This is a genomic window from Peribacillus sp. P4_C12 (assembly GCF_056402095.1).
On the sequence record NZ_JBFUIB010000012.1, the window covers coordinates 1 to 17,158 of the forward strand.

Annotated in this window: 24 protein-coding genes and 1 pseudogene; 19 read left to right on the forward strand and 6 right to left on the reverse strand. The window is 34.0% G+C overall.

Features of this window, described 5'->3' with window-relative positions:
• The 3 genes and pseudogenes from AC1DUW_RS04700 to AC1DUW_RS04710 all read right to left on the reverse strand — a co-directional run.
• Positions 1-204 (reverse strand): annotated as a pseudogene (locus AC1DUW_RS04700) (helix-turn-helix domain-containing protein); the annotation flags it as partial.
• Between the two features lie 98 nt (positions 205-302).
• A complete protein-coding gene (locus AC1DUW_RS04705) occupies positions 303-1,712 on the reverse strand; it encodes a recombinase family protein (protein ID WP_477642069.1) in 1,410 nt (469 codons plus the stop codon).
• A 76-nt stretch (positions 1,713-1,788) separates the two neighbouring features.
• Positions 1,789-2,451, reverse strand: a complete 663-nt coding sequence (locus tag AC1DUW_RS04710; protein WP_477642070.1) for a LexA family protein — start codon at positions 2,449-2,451, stop codon at positions 1,789-1,791.
• 177 nt (positions 2,452-2,628) lie between these two features.
• Here AC1DUW_RS04710 and AC1DUW_RS04715 point away from each other — a divergent pair, with 177 nt between their 5' ends.
• The 6 genes from AC1DUW_RS04715 to AC1DUW_RS04740 all read left to right on the forward strand — a co-directional run bounded on the left by AC1DUW_RS04715 (position 2,629) and on the right by AC1DUW_RS04740 (position 4,435).
• Positions 2,629-2,865 (forward strand): helix-turn-helix domain-containing protein, encoded by a 237-nt coding sequence (locus tag AC1DUW_RS04715; RefSeq protein ID WP_397328264.1) that lies wholly within the window; start codon positions 2,629-2,631, stop codon positions 2,863-2,865.
• Positions 2,866-2,912: 47 nt separating this feature from the next.
• Complete coding sequence (locus AC1DUW_RS04720) at positions 2,913-3,050, forward strand: hypothetical protein (protein WP_430082323.1); 138 nt, start codon at positions 2,913-2,915, stop codon at positions 3,048-3,050.
• Between the two features lie 87 nt (positions 3,051-3,137).
• Complete coding sequence (locus AC1DUW_RS04725; protein ID WP_477642071.1) at positions 3,138-3,335, forward strand: hypothetical protein; 198 nt, start codon at positions 3,138-3,140, stop codon at positions 3,333-3,335.
• Positions 3,298-3,669, forward strand: a complete 372-nt coding sequence (locus AC1DUW_RS04730; RefSeq protein WP_477642072.1) for a hypothetical protein — start codon at positions 3,298-3,300, stop codon at positions 3,667-3,669. Before AC1DUW_RS04725 ends, AC1DUW_RS04730 begins: the two co-directional genes overlap by 38 nt.
• A 190-nt stretch (positions 3,670-3,859) precedes the next feature.
• Positions 3,860-4,045: a hypothetical protein gene (locus AC1DUW_RS04735; protein ID WP_397328261.1), complete on the forward strand. Its 186-nt coding sequence runs from the start codon at positions 3,860-3,862 to the stop codon at positions 4,043-4,045.
• A 6-nt stretch (positions 4,046-4,051) separates the two neighbouring features.
• Positions 4,052-4,435: an ArpU family phage packaging/lysis transcriptional regulator gene (locus AC1DUW_RS04740; RefSeq protein WP_477642073.1), complete on the forward strand. Its 384-nt coding sequence runs from the start codon at positions 4,052-4,054 to the stop codon at positions 4,433-4,435.
• Between the two features lie 67 nt (positions 4,436-4,502).
• Here the strand turns inward: AC1DUW_RS04740 and AC1DUW_RS04745 are convergent, their stop codons facing one another.
• Complete coding sequence (locus tag AC1DUW_RS04745; protein WP_477642074.1) at positions 4,503-4,745, reverse strand: hypothetical protein; 243 nt, start codon at positions 4,743-4,745, stop codon at positions 4,503-4,505.
• A 130-nt stretch (positions 4,746-4,875) separates the two neighbouring features.
• Here AC1DUW_RS04745 and AC1DUW_RS04750 point away from each other — a divergent pair, with 130 nt between their 5' ends.
• The gene (locus AC1DUW_RS04750; RefSeq protein WP_477642075.1) at positions 4,876-5,430 is read left to right on the forward strand and encodes a tyrosine-type recombinase/integrase; all 555 of its coding nucleotides are present in this window, start codon (positions 4,876-4,878) and stop codon (positions 5,428-5,430) included.
• A gap of 355 nt (positions 5,431-5,785) precedes the next feature.
• On the opposite strand, the gene AC1DUW_RS04755 is transcribed toward AC1DUW_RS04750, so the two are convergent.
• Positions 5,786-6,679 (reverse strand): hypothetical protein, encoded by an 894-nt coding sequence (locus tag AC1DUW_RS04755; RefSeq protein WP_477642076.1) that lies wholly within the window; start codon positions 6,677-6,679, stop codon positions 5,786-5,788.
• A 266-nt stretch (positions 6,680-6,945) separates the two neighbouring features.
• Between AC1DUW_RS04755 and AC1DUW_RS04760 the strand changes: the two genes are divergently transcribed.
• The 12 genes from AC1DUW_RS04760 to AC1DUW_RS04815 all read left to right on the forward strand — a co-directional run bounded on the left by AC1DUW_RS04760 (position 6,946) and on the right by AC1DUW_RS04815 (position 16,091).
• On the forward strand, positions 6,946-7,890 hold the full coding sequence (locus tag AC1DUW_RS04760; protein ID WP_477642077.1) for a hypothetical protein: 945 nt from the start codon (positions 6,946-6,948) through the stop codon (positions 7,888-7,890).
• Positions 7,891-8,086: 196 nt separating this feature from the next.
• Positions 8,087-8,917, forward strand: a complete 831-nt coding sequence (locus AC1DUW_RS04765; protein WP_477642078.1) for an ATP-dependent DNA ligase — start codon at positions 8,087-8,089, stop codon at positions 8,915-8,917.
• A 184-nt stretch (positions 8,918-9,101) separates the two neighbouring features.
• Positions 9,102-9,296: a hypothetical protein gene (locus AC1DUW_RS04770; protein WP_477642079.1), complete on the forward strand. Its 195-nt coding sequence runs from the start codon at positions 9,102-9,104 to the stop codon at positions 9,294-9,296.
• Between the two features lie 244 nt (positions 9,297-9,540).
• The gene (locus tag AC1DUW_RS04775) at positions 9,541-10,275 is read left to right on the forward strand and encodes a hypothetical protein (RefSeq protein WP_477642080.1); all 735 of its coding nucleotides are present in this window, start codon (positions 9,541-9,543) and stop codon (positions 10,273-10,275) included.
• Positions 10,276-10,525: 250 nt separating this feature from the next.
• Positions 10,526-10,792, forward strand: a complete 267-nt coding sequence (locus tag AC1DUW_RS04780; protein ID WP_477642081.1) for a hypothetical protein — start codon at positions 10,526-10,528, stop codon at positions 10,790-10,792.
• Positions 10,793-10,866: 74 nt separating this feature from the next.
• Positions 10,867-11,052, forward strand: coding sequence for a hypothetical protein (locus tag AC1DUW_RS04785; protein WP_477642082.1), 186 nt, complete (start codon positions 10,867-10,869; stop codon positions 11,050-11,052).
• A gap of 325 nt (positions 11,053-11,377) precedes the next feature.
• Positions 11,378-11,977, forward strand: a complete 600-nt coding sequence (locus tag AC1DUW_RS04790) for a hypothetical protein (RefSeq protein ID WP_477642083.1) — start codon at positions 11,378-11,380, stop codon at positions 11,975-11,977.
• Positions 11,978-12,059: 82 nt separating this feature from the next.
• Complete coding sequence (locus tag AC1DUW_RS04795) at positions 12,060-12,308, forward strand: hypothetical protein (RefSeq protein ID WP_477642084.1); 249 nt, start codon at positions 12,060-12,062, stop codon at positions 12,306-12,308.
• Between the two features lie 298 nt (positions 12,309-12,606).
• Positions 12,607-13,317: a hypothetical protein gene (locus AC1DUW_RS04800; RefSeq protein WP_477642085.1), complete on the forward strand. Its 711-nt coding sequence runs from the start codon at positions 12,607-12,609 to the stop codon at positions 13,315-13,317.
• A gap of 396 nt (positions 13,318-13,713) precedes the next feature.
• Complete coding sequence (locus AC1DUW_RS04805) at positions 13,714-14,046, forward strand: HNH endonuclease (protein WP_477642086.1); 333 nt, start codon at positions 13,714-13,716, stop codon at positions 14,044-14,046.
• A gap of 111 nt (positions 14,047-14,157) precedes the next feature.
• On the forward strand, positions 14,158-14,460 hold the full coding sequence (locus AC1DUW_RS04810) for a P27 family phage terminase small subunit (RefSeq protein ID WP_477642087.1): 303 nt from the start codon (positions 14,158-14,160) through the stop codon (positions 14,458-14,460).
• Positions 14,457-16,091, forward strand: coding sequence for a terminase TerL endonuclease subunit (locus AC1DUW_RS04815; RefSeq protein ID WP_477642088.1), 1,635 nt, complete (start codon positions 14,457-14,459; stop codon positions 16,089-16,091). The genes AC1DUW_RS04810 and AC1DUW_RS04815 overlap by 4 nt, the downstream gene beginning before the upstream one ends.
• 227 nt (positions 16,092-16,318) lie before the next feature.
• Here AC1DUW_RS04815 and AC1DUW_RS04820 read toward each other — a convergent pair whose 3' ends face one another.
• The gene (locus AC1DUW_RS04820) at positions 16,319-17,104 is read right to left on the reverse strand and encodes a hypothetical protein (RefSeq protein ID WP_477642089.1); all 786 of its coding nucleotides are present in this window, start codon (positions 17,102-17,104) and stop codon (positions 16,319-16,321) included.
• Positions 17,105-17,158 lie beyond the last annotated feature (54 nt).

Here is a 17,158-nt window from a genome sequence, read left to right on the forward strand (position 1 = left end):
GCTCACACCGATTTGCTTACAACTGTGCTGTTTTAATAGCTCCAGTAATGCAATAAGTCGTGATTGTACATCGACGCGCTTAATAGCCGCTCGAATAAGGTCGCTATAAACTCGGACCATTTTATTTAACCCTTCAATGTCAGTGAAAGWTGAAAGGTTGTTATATGCTACTTCATTTGCTATTACATCGATACGAGTTTTCATAATCCTTATCTCCTTTTTATAAGAGAGACAGGCTAAGACATCGTGAATAACTTAGTAATATTTATAGTACGTTACCAACTGGTAACGTACTATAAAGACTAATGAAAATTAACATTAGTAATCACGATTAAAGCCTTGCCCTTCTTTGATTTATCTGGTCTTTTGGGTTGTTGAGGGATGATTTTAAATTCAATTTTTCTAATAAAGTTAGAAATAAAAATTCTTTTTTCTTCTTGAGTTAATGAAAAAAAATTGGTATTAAAACTATTTACTATGTTTTTTAATTCATTTAGATCGACAACTATTGGAGTAGGGGACTCTTCAACTTTAGCTTTTAACTCTTCATACACATTTCTAGTCTCATTCATTAACTTCTTAAATTCATCATCACTCATTAAATCGGATGCCCAAGCTCGTTGATACTTTTCTCGTTTCTTTTCGATATGCAATAATTGTTCATGATTGAGAGAAACATCTGATTCATCTTTGACAGGTTCAAGGTGTTTGATTTCAAAATTTTTCAGATAATCCTTCAAGGCATCCTCAAATCGATATTCACCAATCGTATCCATCTTCCCATGTTCTTTCCAACATAGCTGACAACGATAGACTGCACCTTGGCTTTCAGTACCATCTTTTTTCTTCCGGATATATCTATTAACGGAAAGCGGGTTTCCGCATTCAGGACAAATCAACACTCCTTGAAATAAGTAAGTATTTTCAACTTCCCGTCGATGATGTTTTGCGCGATCACTTAAAATTTGCTGTAATTTTAAATACATAGTTTTGGATATAATGCCTTCGTGAGTGTTTTCGTGAATTTGGTCGTTCCATCTAGTTGCACCATATAGGGCTGGGTTTTTTAAAATTCGAAGTACGCCCTGAGTATGCCACCTCGCTCTATCATTATTAGTTTTGTTAAGAAATGTTGCGACTTGGTTGGCAGACATTCCGGATTCGACTTTCTTAATCATATCGAGCACAATAGCTGATTTATTATTTTTCACAAGTTTCTCGTCTTCAGATAGATCAAAGCCAAATGGTATATTTCCCACACGTTCACCATCGGCTACTTTCTTTTCAAGTGCCATCTTGATGCGTTCAGATAAGTTTTCTGTTTCCCATTGAGCCAATAGTGCAACAAGTCCAATGAACATCCGGCCCATAGCAGTTGATGTATCGTATATTTCTGTAGCTGACTTGAACGTGCAATCATGCTTGTCTAAAGTTTGAAGCAAGTTATACAAGTCTGATACGGAACGAGTGAACCGATCTAGACGATATACAAGAATCATACTGATTGAACCATTCTTAATGTGATTCAATAATAGAGATAATTGAGGTCGATTCGTATCTTTTGCTGATACACCTTCGTCGACATAAAACTTAAAGTCATCCCAACCTTGAGCCATACAATAGGCTTTTAAACGTTCTCTTTGTGCTGCAATAGAATAACCCTCATTTGCTTGTTCTAGTGTACTGACGCGAATGTAAATCCCAACAGTCATATCTAAAAATCCCTTCTTTATAAAAGATGGGGGACCGTCGCCCACCCTTGAATATTAAAATATTAACGTTAGAAATTTAATATTGTATAAAATTAGTCTTTAATTTCCCTATGATTTTTACTTTTGAATTTTTATTCAAAATAATTGGTGGGTATTTTGGGTTTTCCGATTGTAAGAACAATGAGTTATCTGTTCGATACACTCTTTTTAAAAACGCTTCTTCTTCTACCAGTACTGCCATAATTTCACCATTCTCGAATGTTTCTTGCCGTCTAATAAGAAGTAAATCTCCGTTTTCAATTCGAGCGTTAATCATGCTATCTCCTTTTGCCCTTAGCATAAAATGCTTACCGCTACCTAACCAACTTTTCGGAATGTCTTTATATCCTTCAATGTCTTCATAAGTTAAAACTCCATTTACATAACTGAAATTTCCACATATAGGAAGTTTTTCGATGGAATCCGAACTAATTTTTTGATTATCATATTCTTGAACGATATCAATATTGGGTGTTTTAAAACTTGGATCAATTTCTGATTTCGGAACTCCAAAAGCTTCTGATAATTTTTCAACGTTACCTGGATTGATAAGTGTTTTACAATTCTTATAATCTGATAGTGTACTTTTAGATATTCCAGAAAGTTCACTAAGTTTTATTTGAGTCCATCCACGGTCTTTTATTAATTTTTGAATGTTATTAGCTATTTCTTTTTTTAGGGGGAGATCACGATCTATCATTTTTTCACCTCGTTATTTTCATTTTAGTTTATCCGATAAAATACGGAATATCAAGATTTAGTCCGAAAAAACTCGAAATATTATAAGGGTAATTATGAAATATTCGGGAAATTTCGTTTGACACTCCGAAAAAACTCGAATATAGTCTAATTAAGTCGAAAGTAGGAGGTGAATAGTATGGAAATGATTAAACTTACTTTGAGAGCTGCTAGGGTAAATGCGGGTTTAAAATTAATTGATGCGGCCAATTTGTTTGGGATAAATAAAGATACCCTCTCTAAATATGAAAAAGACTCAACCAACGTGCCTCGAACATTCCTTGAAAAAATTGAGGTCCTCTATAATATTCCAGTAGAACATATTTTTTTTGGAGAGCAATCCGAGTTTTTTCGGAAATTTAAACGAATTGCATAAGTGGATATAAAAAAACTAGAACAGTCATATTGAGGAAGGTGCTATTGATGAATCAAACAGTAAAGGAGTTAGTTGTTAAACCGCCTAATATTAGCGAAGAAACGATGAGAGAGATAGCAAAGTTTTTCATGAAAACGTCAATCCCTAGAATTCTTGCCGCAAGACAGAAAGAGCAGGAAAGATAAAAAAGTTTAAAATATTCTTCTTCATTGCTTCCTTATTTGAACTAGGTATCGTTATGGCTGAAGAACGGTTGAAAGGAGGTGAGTCTCATGAGTAAAGTTACAGTTTGGGTCATGACTGAAGAAGAGCGGCTTGCCTATATTAAAAAGTATCCGATTGTACCGATGGAGAAACCGCGGAAAAGTGGATCCTTCACAAACGTCCATACTTATGGAAATCGGAGAAAGAAATCAAAGGGAGGTGAAAAAAATGGGGAGGGTAATAAAATCTTTCGAAGTGGCGGGTGAAGCTTTTATTTATACATTTGCAGTTGGTAAAGTATACAGTGGAGAAGTAGTGGCTGACATTATCGAACATGATGGAGTATTCAAATTGTTTAATCGAAAGAACGAGCTTATCACGGAAATCCATTTACCTGTTATTAGTGTGAAATATGAGCATATCGGAGGCGAATTAATTGCCAAAAAGGATATCGACCATTCGGGAACTACACATACATTAAAAACTGGTTATCCCAATTTAATAGTACAACCAGAACATGCTGGGATCGATTATTATGCTAATGAAATTCTAGTAGTTGATTCAATTGTCATAGATAAATACAATGGTTGTCATAGATAAAAACAATGGTGAAGTCTATTAAGAAAATAGTTTGGAAGATTATTTAATTGAAGTATTAGGTTTTCAATTTACTACGGGCGGAATGAAAAATGACCCCTGTTCTCAGCAGAAGTCACTAAATCTCAAATCAATCTAATTACGACATTCTAGCATAAACACTAGAGAGGTTAAATGAAGTCTATTTAGGAACATGAATGTAATTTCTACTAGAGATATTTATCGAATCGAATGTCTAGAAGATCGCAAGAGGGAATTGGTAGAAGTGAAAATGGTGATTTTTACAACACATATGATAAGGCTGAATTACTTAGAAAACAGTATTGACCATGGTCATGAAAATCAACATAGAAATGGGGTTTCATATTTGAAGGAGTGATTTAAAATGAATGCCAAGCAACTTACATTCTTTTCTGACATAGATGAAAAGGAAGTACAGAATCTTACTATTCGGGAGCTTAGACATTATCGTGCTCTAAAAGTACAAATTGAAAATAAAAGAGAACAGATAGAATCAGGTGTTGTGGATCTCTTTCATTCGGTGCGGAAGCAAGACCGATTAAATGAATTGAAAGTAAAACAGATTGAAAGAGCATTAGAGTGTAGTTTAGATTTTATAGAGAGCAGAATCATTGAAATGAAATATCTAACTTCTCAGGAGACGAATGATATTTATATCTACATGGAGATCGGCTTAAAGAAAGGAAAATTCTATGAGAAAAAAAGGACAGCTATATATCGTTTGGCAACAGCACTCGGCATGATTTGAGGGCTGTTTTTTTTGTAAAAAAATTTGAACAAAAACGGAACAAATATCGGACAAAATGGGTACCTTTTTATTTTTCTAATGAAGGTATTATTTTCTTATCAGGTAAATATCCTGATGGGAGACGCATCTTTCCCATATCAATGGTGTACTCGAGTGTATCGAATGACTGAGAAGGTTGCCGGCTAATTAGGGGGAACAACTGGAGTCTAGCTGTATTGCGAACGATAGCTACGGGGCTACAAAGTGTGAAATTCCTTTGTAAAGACAGACTGTCATTTTGTACAGCGACCGTTACTGCAATCCCAGCCATTCTCCCAGGTGATTGATAAGAACGGGAAAATCTTTTTAAGCAATTAGCATAATGAGGTGGTAATTATAAGGGCATTCCCAGGAGTGCTTTTTCTTTTTGCTCAAAAGAAGATAAGAGTAGGTGAGGCAAGGTGAATATTGTACAACCAATTCGCAATTTGAATACAATTCAAGAAATTAAGATGATGTTAAAAGAGCGAAATGAGCGAAATTATATTCTGTTTTTATTGGGCATACAAACCGGCTTGAGAATATCCGATATATTAAAACTGAAAGTGAAGGATGTTCAAGGCTGTTCTGTTTTTGTAAAAGAAGGTAAGACAAAGAAAACAAAAGAAGTCAAAATGCCCCCCGAACTTAAAAAAGCCATTCGGCAATTCGTTCAAGAGAAAAATAAAAACGAATTTCTTTTTCAGAGTAGGCAAAGAGGCAAAAAAGGAAGAGTAAAACCTATTTCAAGAGGAATGGCTTATATTATATTGCAAGAAATAGCAGATGAATTTGATCTTGAACGAATTGGCTGCCATTCGTTGAGAAAAACATATGGATATCATCATTACAATCAGTACAAGGATGTTGCCGTTCTTCAAGAAGCATTAAATCATAGTCATCCGGAGATTACCATGAGGTATATTGGCATTACTCAGGACAAGCAAAATAAATACCAAACAGGGTTAAGAATCTAAAAAAAACCTTTTTTTGACCAAACAGTTAGATATAAAAACGCTATTGTTTAACTCGTTTTTAAAAGGGGTCTTAAGGTTTCATACAGCAACGTTTAGAAGGTGGTGGCGAGTTATACTCCCTATGTCTTGAAGATAACTCAGAGGGGTGATTTGGCTAAAATTCAAGCGGGGTTCGGCATGAAATAGTAATATTTATTAAATCGAAACAATGACGTTAATAAATCGTGTTGTTAGGAATTAGACACGTTAAATTTATATCATCGGTAATTAAGAAAAGGGAGGAACTCATAGTGTCATCTTTTTAGGTATTATGTAGAATACAAAAAAATAAAAGCCACATCAAGTGGCTTTTTATTTAATCTATAGGCTTGATATTCCTATCTCTATTAATTCTTTTAAAAGATTCACTTGCCATAAAAGCTTCTGGATTCTTCTCTATTTTAGCTATGATACTTTTACGTTGCTTCTCGGACAGGGTTTTCATGCCTTTTTCTCTTTGTTCATTCATATAAGATAATTCTTCGAAAATAGGACTGACGACTTTTTGGGGGGATTTTATTTTACCTGATTCATTTTTTACGAATGTATTTTTCCACTTTTCGTTTTTTGCTGCTTTTATTATCGTTACTATAATAACTCCCAGTAAATTATTAAATATAAAAATCCCACCTGAAGTACTGATGACAGTATAGCCAAAAACACCGCCGTGGACCATTGAATGTGGTCGTAAGTGTAAAATTTCTCGTGACATCTTTTCGACATTTTCATAAAAGAAAAGATGAGTATCTATTGAACCTAAGTTTGATTTTTTTCCTAATAAAAATTGCCTCATAATTACTTCTGCTTTTTCCAATGAACTCAATTGCTTCATAAATAATGGGTTTGAATCATCTTTATTATCAACGAAACTTGGCATATCTTCAAATAAAGTTCGCCAATTTACCGATGTTATAAAATGCAAAAGCCAATTCCCATCATATTTTATGTTTACAACCCCATCCTTTTTAAATGGGAGAAAAACATTATTCGAGAACTTTCTCTCGTTATCACTAAATATATCTTCGCAATCTGAACATAATAAGTATTTCTTATCTCCATCTTGTAAAGCTACATTGGGGTTTGTAGCATTTCTAATTATTCCTGAAAATGAGTCTCTTTTTAAGTATCTGAAAACAAATTTAGGGATTATATGACTAAGTTCTAATTCTCTTTCATTTTTACATAATGCACATATTGATTTTTTTGTCATTAAAATACACCCTTTTTCCTTAAATATAAGTCTCAATGGGGTTAATGATAACAAAATTTTAGAAAAAAAGTAGAAATATTTCCTAAATTAGAGGGATTGATTGTGTTGTTAGGCTGGATAAGTGTTAAATTTATATTATCAAGAAAATAAGAAAGGCCAATTTTGGTGATAAGCGGCATTCCTTGCAGATGTCGTCTTTTTAAGGATAGAAGGATTTTATCCCTTTCTGTCGAAAGTTTGAAGACAAAGAAAAGGGAGGTAGAAAGTTGGGTAAGAGAACTAAGGAGCAACGATTGAAAGAATATAAACATAAAACAAAACAAGAACTAAGAAAAAAACAATCTCAAAACAGAGAAAGGTTTTTAAACGGTGAACCCATAAGATTAAGCACTAGATTACATATGCCAACTAGTGAACAATACATTAAAGTTTTCAATCCAGAAATAATCCAGAATAAAATAACCAAATTAAAAAGCTTAGATTTAAAAGAAGTTAGTGAAGCAGATTTGCACTACGCAATTAATGATGTTATTTCTTATAAGTCCGTACCGGATATGAATCATTCCATGGTAAATATGATGTCAACTTATCGTAATATCAATAAAGACGATAATCTTTATCGGGTCAGAATTTGTGGAGATAACTCTTTTGAAACAATGAAAGAAGAAAGTGATGCTTGGAATCCTCCACAAAAATTCGCTAAAAAGGGGCGCGTAAATAATGAGAATGAATCATTATTATATGTAGCTGAGAATATGGAAACAGCGATTAAAGAAGTGAAAATCAAAGGGAATCAATGTTTCTGGTTAATTGTTTATGATATAAAAAAAGATATAGGAGTAATAAATATCGGTGAACCTTCAGCTCATGACAGTGAGTATTCTTCTATACACAATATAATCGCAGAATTTCTTAGGAGTGAATTTACACGAAATATTAATGAGGGAGAGGAGTATGAATATCGTATTTCAAATAGGATAGCAAAATTCTTTTACCCTTACAATATATACAACTATGATGGTTGGTCTTACCCTTCTGTCGCTGATAAAGGATTATCTAGCCTTTGTCTAGATCCCATAAAAGCTAAAGAAAAAATGGATATTAAATATGTAATACATTATGTTAAGATAAACAATGAAATTAGACCTGATTATAAAGGGTATTTGAATGCTGAATCTGGATTATTTGAATTTGAAAAGATTGATAATTAAACCCATTTCGAATAAGAAAATAAATATTATGTAAGCACCCCATTCATGGGTGCTCTTTTTACAAGGTGGTGGAAAAGGTAGTGCGTAGACGTAAGTCCTGTTAACTCGCTTAGGTCTTCTTTACCTTTTGATTTTACATTATCTACCTCAGAGAATATTGTAATATTAGTGCTACAATTATCTTGAGGTGGTAACTTTGTTTATTTCTCCAATGCTTTTGCACAAAACAGAGCAACCCTTCGAGGACGATGATTTCATAACTGAGTTGAAGCTTGATGGTATTCGTTTGATACTTTCCAAGTTTGATAATCAGATAAGATTATATACTCGTCATAACAATGAGGTCACATCGAAATTCCCTGAATTGCTCCAATTGGATATTCCGAATGGAACAATACTTGATGGTGAAATAATCGTGACAGATCGACAAGGTAAGCCTGATTTTGAAGCAATGATGGAAAGGTTCCAATCCAAGAATTCAGAGCGTGTTATACAATATTGCGTGTTTGACGTGATTTATTATAATGGTCAAAAGGTAACTCATTTACCTCTACCTGAGAGGAAAGAGCTGCTTAATAAAATAGTGGAAGATACTGATTTAATTTGTAAGGTTCGATGGATGTATGGTAACAGTCCTGCTTATTTCGATTTAGTGAAACAACAAGGGCTTGAAGGAATCGTCCAGAAGAAGGCAAATTCACAGTATCAAATTAATAAACGATCTCATGATTGGTTAAAGGTTATTAATTATCAATACACTGATGCAGTCATAACCGGATTACGAAAAGATGAATTTGGATTGCTGCTTGGGATTGAAAAAAATGACCGAATAAAGCCAGCTGGTATAATGGAGTTTGTCACTCCTGCAGCAAGAAAGCAATTCTATAGCCAGTATCAAGATTTAATTGTAGATGAAAACAATAAATTCATTTACTTGGATCCCAAGATTAAATGTAGGGTGAAGTTCAGAAATTATACAAAGAATGGTTTGCTACGCATTCCTTCTTTTGTTGAATATATATCTTAATAATCGTCTATCCTTTGGGTAGGCGTTTTTTAGTGTCATTTTCTTTGTAAACTAGGCATGAAGGCCATATATGTTCGCTAACAAGTAAACGTTCGTGTAAATGTCTTTTGCCTAGTTTAGAGTGAATATATAAGCAGGAAAATAGTCCCTTTGGTCGAATTTCTTGATAAAAGGAGTGATTGTAATGAGAGTGAAAGTTGAATATATAAAGTTTACTGAGTTTAACGGTAATTTGTTCCCAGAAGGCCCCCGTTTTGAAGTTGTTGAAATTGATAACATGCCAAGTGACGATATATCAAAATTAGCCGAAGAAGCGTTAAGTAAGAAAATAAGCTTAAGTAAAAGGAATTTCAAGTGTATGAGTTTTACACAACTTTAAGCATCCTTGCGAGGGTGCTTTTTTATTGTCCTAACACATACAAACGAATGTTCCGTACTCCAATTGCAGTACGCTAGAGTACTCCAATTAGAGTACTATAAAATTTTTTCCTTCATTAGAGCGAGATTCCTAAAGAAAATCTTTAAAGAAAATATATAAAGAAGACCCTCTGAATTCTTTTTATATATAAAGAAGGAAATTAGTCCCTATTGTCGAATTTCTAGGGCAAAAGGGGTGGATTGGTTTGAGGAAAAAGTATTGTGATGCGTTGATTAATGAAAGTGAAGAAATGTTAGGACAGATTGAAGAAATAATAGATATGCACATAAAGGAAACAGATGAACCTACGATAGTTGTTCCGAAGATAAAAAGCTTTTTGGAACACTGCCGCAGTAGTTTAGAATATTGTGCACAGGACATCTTTCAATATGTTGTTCCACAGAACAATAGGGAAAAAAAATTAAACAGTAGAAATAAAAATGTTTATTTTCCGTATGGTAAAGATGAGGACACTTTTAATCTAAGTGTTGAAAGGAATTTGCCTGGTTTATCAGATGTCTTTATTAAACGTATAATTTCAGATCTTCAGGATTTTAGAAGATTCAACAATAAAAAGTTTTTATCCTACATGTGTAAACTGACAAATGACAATAAACATGATCAATTAACTGAGCCTATCCGTAAGAGTGATAAAGGAATTTCAGTAGGAGGTTTTCTTAAAGTAGATGAAGGTTCTACTGTAACTGTAATTAACAGCACAGTTAATGGAATTCCAACTGGAAACTTTACAATTCGAAATGCAAAAATTGAAGGAAATATTAATCAGGTTTTGCTAGGTGAAGTATTGAAGTGGGATAATGGTTCTTTTGTATTCACAGATACAAAATGGAATGTTGTAGATTTCTTGAGACTTTGCTTAAAGGAAATTAAAGATTTTTACTTATCGCTTTACAAAAGATTAGAAGAAGCATTCATTTAATTTATGTAAGAGCATCCTATGAAGGTGCTCTTTATTTTTTGGAATGAAAGGGTGACCTTGATGAAGTTTACCAACCATTAACCTAAACCTTGCACTCTTAAATCCATTCAACTTAATAGATAAATCACATCATCAATGATATGTGAAGAAAATGTGAATATATAATTTCAGATTATCCAAAAAGTTGTCACAAGGACTTATCGTTTTTTAGGAGAACCATTCAGGTAAGAAATGAAAGGTGGTTTTTATTTTGAAATACTGTATTACTACTTTTATTTTTCCTGATGGTTGGCAGACTGAACTATTATTAAAAGGTAGGTCAATTAGTTTTATGGAAGAGCAAATAAAAAGATACGGTAACGGCTGGATAAGTACATCAAAGAAAGGAGTAGCCACAAGTAATGTAGATACTGTATACGTTCAGGAGATTACTGACTTCACTATGTACAATAAAAGTGACTTTAAGCTAATAAATACGACACGCAGCTACGATCATTCGGATTTTAAAAATGAATAGTTTTGGAATCAATATAAAAAGGAAATAATCCTTTTATGTCGAATTGAAAGATAGACAGTAAAAGGAGCGTATATATGAAAACAGAAGATAGTATCATTGATCATATTAAAGGAATGTCTGAAGAAGATGTGAAAATAAGTTTTGCTGAATTAATGCTTAATTATGACCGAATTGGAATCGGGGGATATTCAAAAGAAAAATGCATGAATGATTACGAAAACACATATAAGAAAATCGTGTTGCGTAATATGTGGAAATGAAGCATCCAAACGGGTGCTTTTTTTATTGCCTAATATCATACAAACGCCTGTTCCGTACTGCAATTGCGGTACGGTGCTCAGAGTACTCCAGATGCAGTACGCTAGAGTACTCCATTTAGAGTACTCTAAAATTTTTTCCTTCATTAGAGCAAAATTCCTAAAGAAAATCTTTAAAGAAAATATATAAAGAAAACCCTCTGAAGGATTCATTTAAGTTAATAACATAGAGAAAAAAGAAAAGGAGCGGTACTTATAAAGGTGTCGTCTTTTTTTAAAAGGATTCTGTCATCCTATGTCGAATTTTTGATATAAGGAGATGAATCAAATGGGTAAAAAAACAACATTGGGATTTGGCATAATTACTTTAATATGTATGGGTGGTCTACCTATTCTAATAAACGGGCTCATGTTTAAACATTATTTCCCTGTAGCAGGAAATGAAGTAACATGGATAGGTTCTTTAAGTAGTATTTGGGGCGCAATAATAGGTGGGGTAATATCAGGGGCACTGACTTTAATAGGGGTAAGACTAACTATTAAAAACGAACTAAATAAAGAATTTCAAGAAAAAATGCCCGAACAATTAATGAATATTGAAGATATCATTTCATTTATTAAAAAACAAAATGCATTATTAAATAGAGGTACTAGGCCAGAAGCGACATTGCGTCTAAGAATGAAATACACTTACGAAGGTCTAAGTGAAGATGGTTTATTAAAGAAGTCAACAGCTGTTAACCTACACACATATTCAACTGTAAGAAAACTTTATGATTTTATATATAATTCATTATTTCCAAACCACATCTCTACTTTCACAGAGAATGAAGTTAAACAGTCCTATAAATCATGTCTTGATGCATTAGAGTTGGAACACAAAAAAATAATCAGTAAAATAGAAAAATATGAAGTAAAAAGAAAATGAGCACCCATCATATTGGGGGCTTTTATTTTGAAGGAAATTATCTTCATTTGTCGAATGTGTAGTACATAGGGAGGTGTTTTGCATGTTAATTGAAGGGGAGACTACTTGTCAAGATTGTAAGCATGACTTTATGTGGTATTACTTTTATCAGGAAAAGGGAAACACTGTCTTTAAAATACCGCATTTTAACAATAAGGAATGCGCTACATTAGTGACAGCTAATGAAGATAAAACACCAAAGAGTCTAAAAGTTCATTGTCCTAAACAAGAATGTGGATATCCAAATTATTTTGATGTCGATTACACCAATGTGAAAATAACCAAACAGTAAAAGCGAAGCGCTCAAAACAGAGCGCTTTTTATTATGGAGAAAGAAGGGTGAGCTCGATGAAGTTTGCTGACCATTTATCTAAATCGGATATTCAGAAATTCTGGAATTCAATCAACTTAGAAGAGGCAGCAAGCAGAGTAAACCTGAATCCAGGCCTATTATAAAAGAAGAATTAAGCTGCTGTAGGAAACAGCATCGATTTAGACCAGTTTCATAAATATAATAACGAATTCCCATTCTGTTAATAGAATATTCCAGCTTCCTTTGTATAAGATAAGCTTAATGAAAGGAGGGCCCTATGCCTATTATTCCAGATAGTTCTAGCGTTGGTGTATATATGAAAGCCTTGGCAGCAACCACTGAATTAATCTTTAAGTTAGCAGGATTTTATGGTTCACGGGAGCAGCATATAAATGGACAAGATAATCTATCCATTATTACTCAGATAACAGAGGCAATGGACGAATTTTTAAATGAAAAGTTATATGATGTATTTTATTCACAATTTAAAGGTTCTCTTTATGGTTTAAATATCCGCTATAAGGAGTATAAAGGAACAGCTGATGAAAAGGAATGGCTTAACAATATAATAGAAGATTCGGCCGACTTACTTGGTTTGGTCAAACAACAATTTGAAACGGAAATGGAAAACAAACATGAACATGCTATTTTAACTTTGGGAATTTACACCGATGTTTGTCTTTTTCGTGCTACTGCTATGTCGGAGAGAAAGCATACATATCAAATGGATAGAGATAAAGAAGTCAAAGATATGCTTCAAGAATGCAAAGGAAAACTAGATAATACGGTCGAAAAACAGCAGCGGATATATGATAATAAGAAAATCATAGCAGATAATTGTGTAGATCCTCCTCCAGCACCTGGTACTATTGCGTTGCCTATTTGTTTTATATATAAGGATGAGGCCACGGAAGTTGCGAACATAATCACAAATCTAAAAAAACAAATGGAAAGTATAGAAAAAACAATCTTGGCTATTCCTATATAGGTTCCGTAACATGAATGAATTTGATGAGGGAATTATTTACTATCAATAAATACAGGCGAGATAAAGTAGCTAAGAAGTCATATAAATCTTTTGTGTCGTGCTGTTGTATTAGCGAGAGACAATTATCTTTTCCAGGAATGTTTGAGAAAGAAACGGGTCACACTGGCTTAAATGGTCCATCACATCATTGAATCATCTCAAAATGGGATGATTTTTTATTTTGGAGAAAGAAGGTGGAGTAATGGCTAATAAAGCTAACCGAATTAATCCTATTCATATTTGCAAAGCAGCTATTAATTATCTATCGATTACGTTGCAAAGGAAGATGAGTATCACATAGGTCTTGATAAAGGAAAACCTGTTATGAAGAGTGAATGATATAAGGAGTTGCTATCATTGACCGAGTACAAGACTGAAGCACAGAAGAAGAAGTTCTATAGAACAGGTGACTGGAACCAGCTAAGGCAGCAGGCATTGGATAGAGACAACCATGAGTGCCAACAGTGTAAGCGTGAAGGAAGGGTGCATGTAGACTCAATCAAGGCGCAGGGTGAACGAAAGAGTGTGGAACTCAACGTCCATCATAAGTATGAGATTGAACACTATCCGCAATTGGCATTGGTATTGGATTTCTTGGAGACACTTTGCTTAAACTGTCACAATAAAATGCACGATCGAGTTTTTGGAGAACAAATAAAGAAAAAATGGGATGATGAACGCTGGGATTAACAAACATTCCCCCCACCAAAATATTTCAATCATCTAAAAAAACCCGGGGACCGGGGAGGGGGTCGTTTCCCCAGATTTATCATCAATTTTTCACGTTAGGGGGGTGGGTACATGGCGGTTAGGATCACGGAACTCAAAGAACAGCTAATGAACAAAATAAATTTGGATGATTTAATTCAAGTTGAGAAAGTGGAAAGGTATATCGATTTGGTCAAGTCTTTTAGAAGGGTTAATAAAATCATCAACAAAGAGGGCGAATCCGTTACAACGAAAAATGGATCCCAGTCTTTTACTAAAGCCCACCCCCTGATTGGTGAACGGAATAAAATTAATGCATCTTTATTGAGTATAGAGAAGTCATTTGGTTTCGAGGGTGAAAAGGAGATCAAGCATAGCGCTAGTGACCTTATATGATTTCAAATAAATACATTGATAAATATATTGACTTGTATGAGTCGGGTAATATCAAGCTTAATAAAGAACGGGTAATGTTAATTGATTATCTACAAGAAAACGTGTTGATACGTGATGATCTATATTTCCATGAAGAGCAAATCAATAATTTTAAGAGGTTTACAGAGAAGTGGTATTTCCCCTTAGAACCCTTTCAAATGTTTATAGCGGCATTTGCTTTTTTGTTTTACAAAGATAACGGGAGAAACTTCTTTCGTAAATTCCTAATTATGATGGGGCGGGGTGGTGGTAAGAACGGTTTAATCACTGCCTTAACAAATTTTTTCATAAGTGAACTACACGGTATACCAAAGTACAATGTTTCAATTGTAGCAAACTCGGAAGACCAGGCGAAAACATCCTTTATGGAAATGTATGAAACTATTGAAGAACATGAAATTCTAGAAGAAATGTTTTATAAAACGAAAGTAGAAATTAAAAATAATGCCACAAAGAGTGTAGTCAAATATCGCACATCCAATGCTTCCACAAAAGATGGTCTAAGAGATGGCTGCGTCATTTATGATGAGATTCATCAATACGAAACAAATGAAGTAGTACGGGTATTCTCTAGTGGATTAGGAAAAGTAAAAAATCCTCGCGAGTTTTTTATTGGTACTGATGGTTATGTTCGGGAAGGCTATCTCGATAAAATGAAAGAGCGTACCAACAATATCCTTGAAGGAAAAGAATTAAATGATTCTCTTTTCCCGTTTATTTGTAAATTGGATGATGCTGAGGAAGTAGAAGATATAAGCACTTGGGAAAAAGCGAATCCGATGTTTTGTGAGCCTAGAAGCGATTATGCCGAAGGGCTTTTTTATATTGTTCAGGAAGAATTTAAAGACCTTGTCAACGATCCGTCCAACCGTGAAGAGTTTATGACCAAACGGATGAACCTTCCAGAAGTGGACTTGGCAAAAAGTGTAGCAAGCTGGGAAGATATCTTGGCCACAAACAGACCATTCCCTGACTTATCGCACCGAACMTGTGTAGGCGGTTTGGATTTTGCCAGTATCAAAGACTTTGCTKCAGTCGGGTTGCTTTTTAAAGTCGGTGAGGATTACGTTTGGAAATCCCATTCATTCGTTCGTAAAGGATTTTTGGATACTGTTAAGTTAAAAGTACCTATCAAAGAATGGGAACGCCTAGGACACCTCACCATTGTGGATGAGCCCGTTATTGATATCCGTCATATTGTTAATTGGTTTGTWGAGATGCGTGAGCAATACGGACTGACGAAAATTGTAGCTGATACTTTCCGTTTGGATTTAGTAAGAACCGCATTAGAAGCAGAGGGATTTGAATTAGAATTTATCCGTAATCCTAAAGCCATTCATTCCTTATTAGCGCCGAGGGTAGAAACATTGTTCGCTAAGAGTAATATCATCTTTGATGACAACCCACTCATGCGTTGGTATACCAATAATGTCTATGTTCACATTAAAAAGGATGGGAACAAGGAATATCTGAAAAAAGACGAATTTAGAAGGAAAACAGATGGATTCCAGGCGTTTATCCACTCTTTATTTAAAGCAGATGAAATTTTAGTGGATAATGTGGACTTTTTCTTGGATGATATAGATTTTTAAAAGCTCTGTTAAAAGGATGTTGTTGATTTTCTTGTTGAACTATCGGGGCAGGATAGTTGGAGAAGGATGAACTACTAAAAGTACATAGGGCGATTTTTTAGGACCGCCCCTCAGAAGTATACTAAAAATTTTTCTTAATAAACACTAATACAATATTTTGTGTAGTTTCCCAAGTGAACGGCTTAAGCTAATTTTGTAGTGTTCTTTGATCAATTTCTAGTGATCATTTAATTAGTGGTTTCTTTTTCAATGATATTTGCAGTAAATTCAAAGTACAATTTAACCGTGGAAAGTTTTGAGAAATTAGAGAGAGTGCCGATATTAAGATTGAACCTGTCGTAAAGATTGTTTTGGAGATTTCTATGTAAACATACTCTCGCCTCTTTCTGATATGAATATTTTGGGAACTTATAAAACAACTCTTCTCTTCTCTCTGTAGGTTCAATGTAAAATTCATCTTTTTCAAATTCTGTGTAATTAATATGCTTTATCTGATGGTCTATACCTTGTTTAAGCAACTCACCCCCAAGTAAATATTTAAATGGTTCGACCTGAATAATCAATGTGGCGGGATATGATTCAGTTGATAAAACGTTCCTAATTGGGTCAGAACTAAATTCGCTAAACATTTTATCATCAAATTTATGCTGTATCTGTTGTACCCCAGATTTTTGAATATTTGTACTCAAAGAATCTTTCACTCGGTAGGAATAGAAACAAAAAGTAGGGACAAAGTATGTTGATTTTCTTTTAAGTTTTACATATTCCCCGTCAGATATTATTTCTAAGTCATCTTTAAGTCGTTCAGCAGCTTCTCTAATACGGGAATCTCCTTTTTTTAAACGGGCGAATACACCTTCATCTATGTCACCCTGTTCATTGTTTCCTGTTCTTTTTGCTATATCGATGTAACTACCAGGACAGGAAAAGCTTATTTCGCCTTCTTGGATCTTCTTCATCCATTTATATTCTCCAAACTTAAATAAAATCAGGGAATTTTCTTCAGATATCATTAATGACCTCTCCTTTAATGTGAAACTTACTGAAATTATGAAAGAAAAATAATT

Excerpts from the sequence above, each read along its gene's own strand:
- AC1DUW_RS04705 (WP_477642069.1), bottom strand. The coding sequence starts at position 1,712 with ATGACTGTTGGGATTTACATTCGCGTCAGTACACTAGAACAAGCAAAT.
- AC1DUW_RS04710 (WP_477642070.1), bottom strand. The coding sequence starts at position 2,451 with ATGATAGATCGTGATCTCCCCCTAAAAAAAGAAATAGCTAATAACATT.
- AC1DUW_RS04715 (WP_397328264.1), top strand. The coding sequence starts at position 2,629 with ATGGAAATGATTAAACTTACTTTGAGAGCTGCTAGGGTAAATGCGGGT.
- AC1DUW_RS04720 (WP_430082323.1), top strand. The coding sequence starts at position 2,913 with ATGAATCAAACAGTAAAGGAGTTAGTTGTTAAACCGCCTAATATTAGC.
- AC1DUW_RS04725 (WP_477642071.1), top strand. The coding sequence starts at position 3,138 with ATGAGTAAAGTTACAGTTTGGGTCATGACTGAAGAAGAGCGGCTTGCC.
- AC1DUW_RS04730 (WP_477642072.1), top strand. The coding sequence starts at position 3,298 with ATGGGGAGGGTAATAAAATCTTTCGAAGTGGCGGGTGAAGCTTTTATT.
- AC1DUW_RS04735 (WP_397328261.1), top strand. The coding sequence starts at position 3,860 with ATGAATGTAATTTCTACTAGAGATATTTATCGAATCGAATGTCTAGAA.
- AC1DUW_RS04740 (WP_477642073.1), top strand. The coding sequence starts at position 4,052 with ATGAATGCCAAGCAACTTACATTCTTTTCTGACATAGATGAAAAGGAA.
- AC1DUW_RS04745 (WP_477642074.1), bottom strand. The coding sequence starts at position 4,745 with ATGGCTGGGATTGCAGTAACGGTCGCTGTACAAAATGACAGTCTGTCT.
- AC1DUW_RS04755 (WP_477642076.1), bottom strand. The coding sequence starts at position 6,679 with ATGACAAAAAAATCAATATGTGCATTATGTAAAAATGAAAGAGAATTA.
- AC1DUW_RS04770 (WP_477642079.1), top strand. The coding sequence starts at position 9,102 with ATGAGAGTGAAAGTTGAATATATAAAGTTTACTGAGTTTAACGGTAAT.
- AC1DUW_RS04785 (WP_477642082.1), top strand. The coding sequence starts at position 10,867 with ATGAAAACAGAAGATAGTATCATTGATCATATTAAAGGAATGTCTGAA.
- AC1DUW_RS04790 (WP_477642083.1), top strand. The coding sequence starts at position 11,378 with ATGGGTAAAAAAACAACATTGGGATTTGGCATAATTACTTTAATATGT.
- AC1DUW_RS04795 (WP_477642084.1), top strand. The coding sequence starts at position 12,060 with ATGTTAATTGAAGGGGAGACTACTTGTCAAGATTGTAAGCATGACTTT.
- AC1DUW_RS04800 (WP_477642085.1), top strand. The coding sequence starts at position 12,607 with ATGCCTATTATTCCAGATAGTTCTAGCGTTGGTGTATATATGAAAGCC.
- AC1DUW_RS04810 (WP_477642087.1), top strand. The coding sequence starts at position 14,158 with ATGGCGGTTAGGATCACGGAACTCAAAGAACAGCTAATGAACAAAATA.
- AC1DUW_RS04820 (WP_477642089.1), bottom strand. The coding sequence starts at position 17,104 with ATGATATCTGAAGAAAATTCCCTGATTTTATTTAAGTTTGGAGAATAT.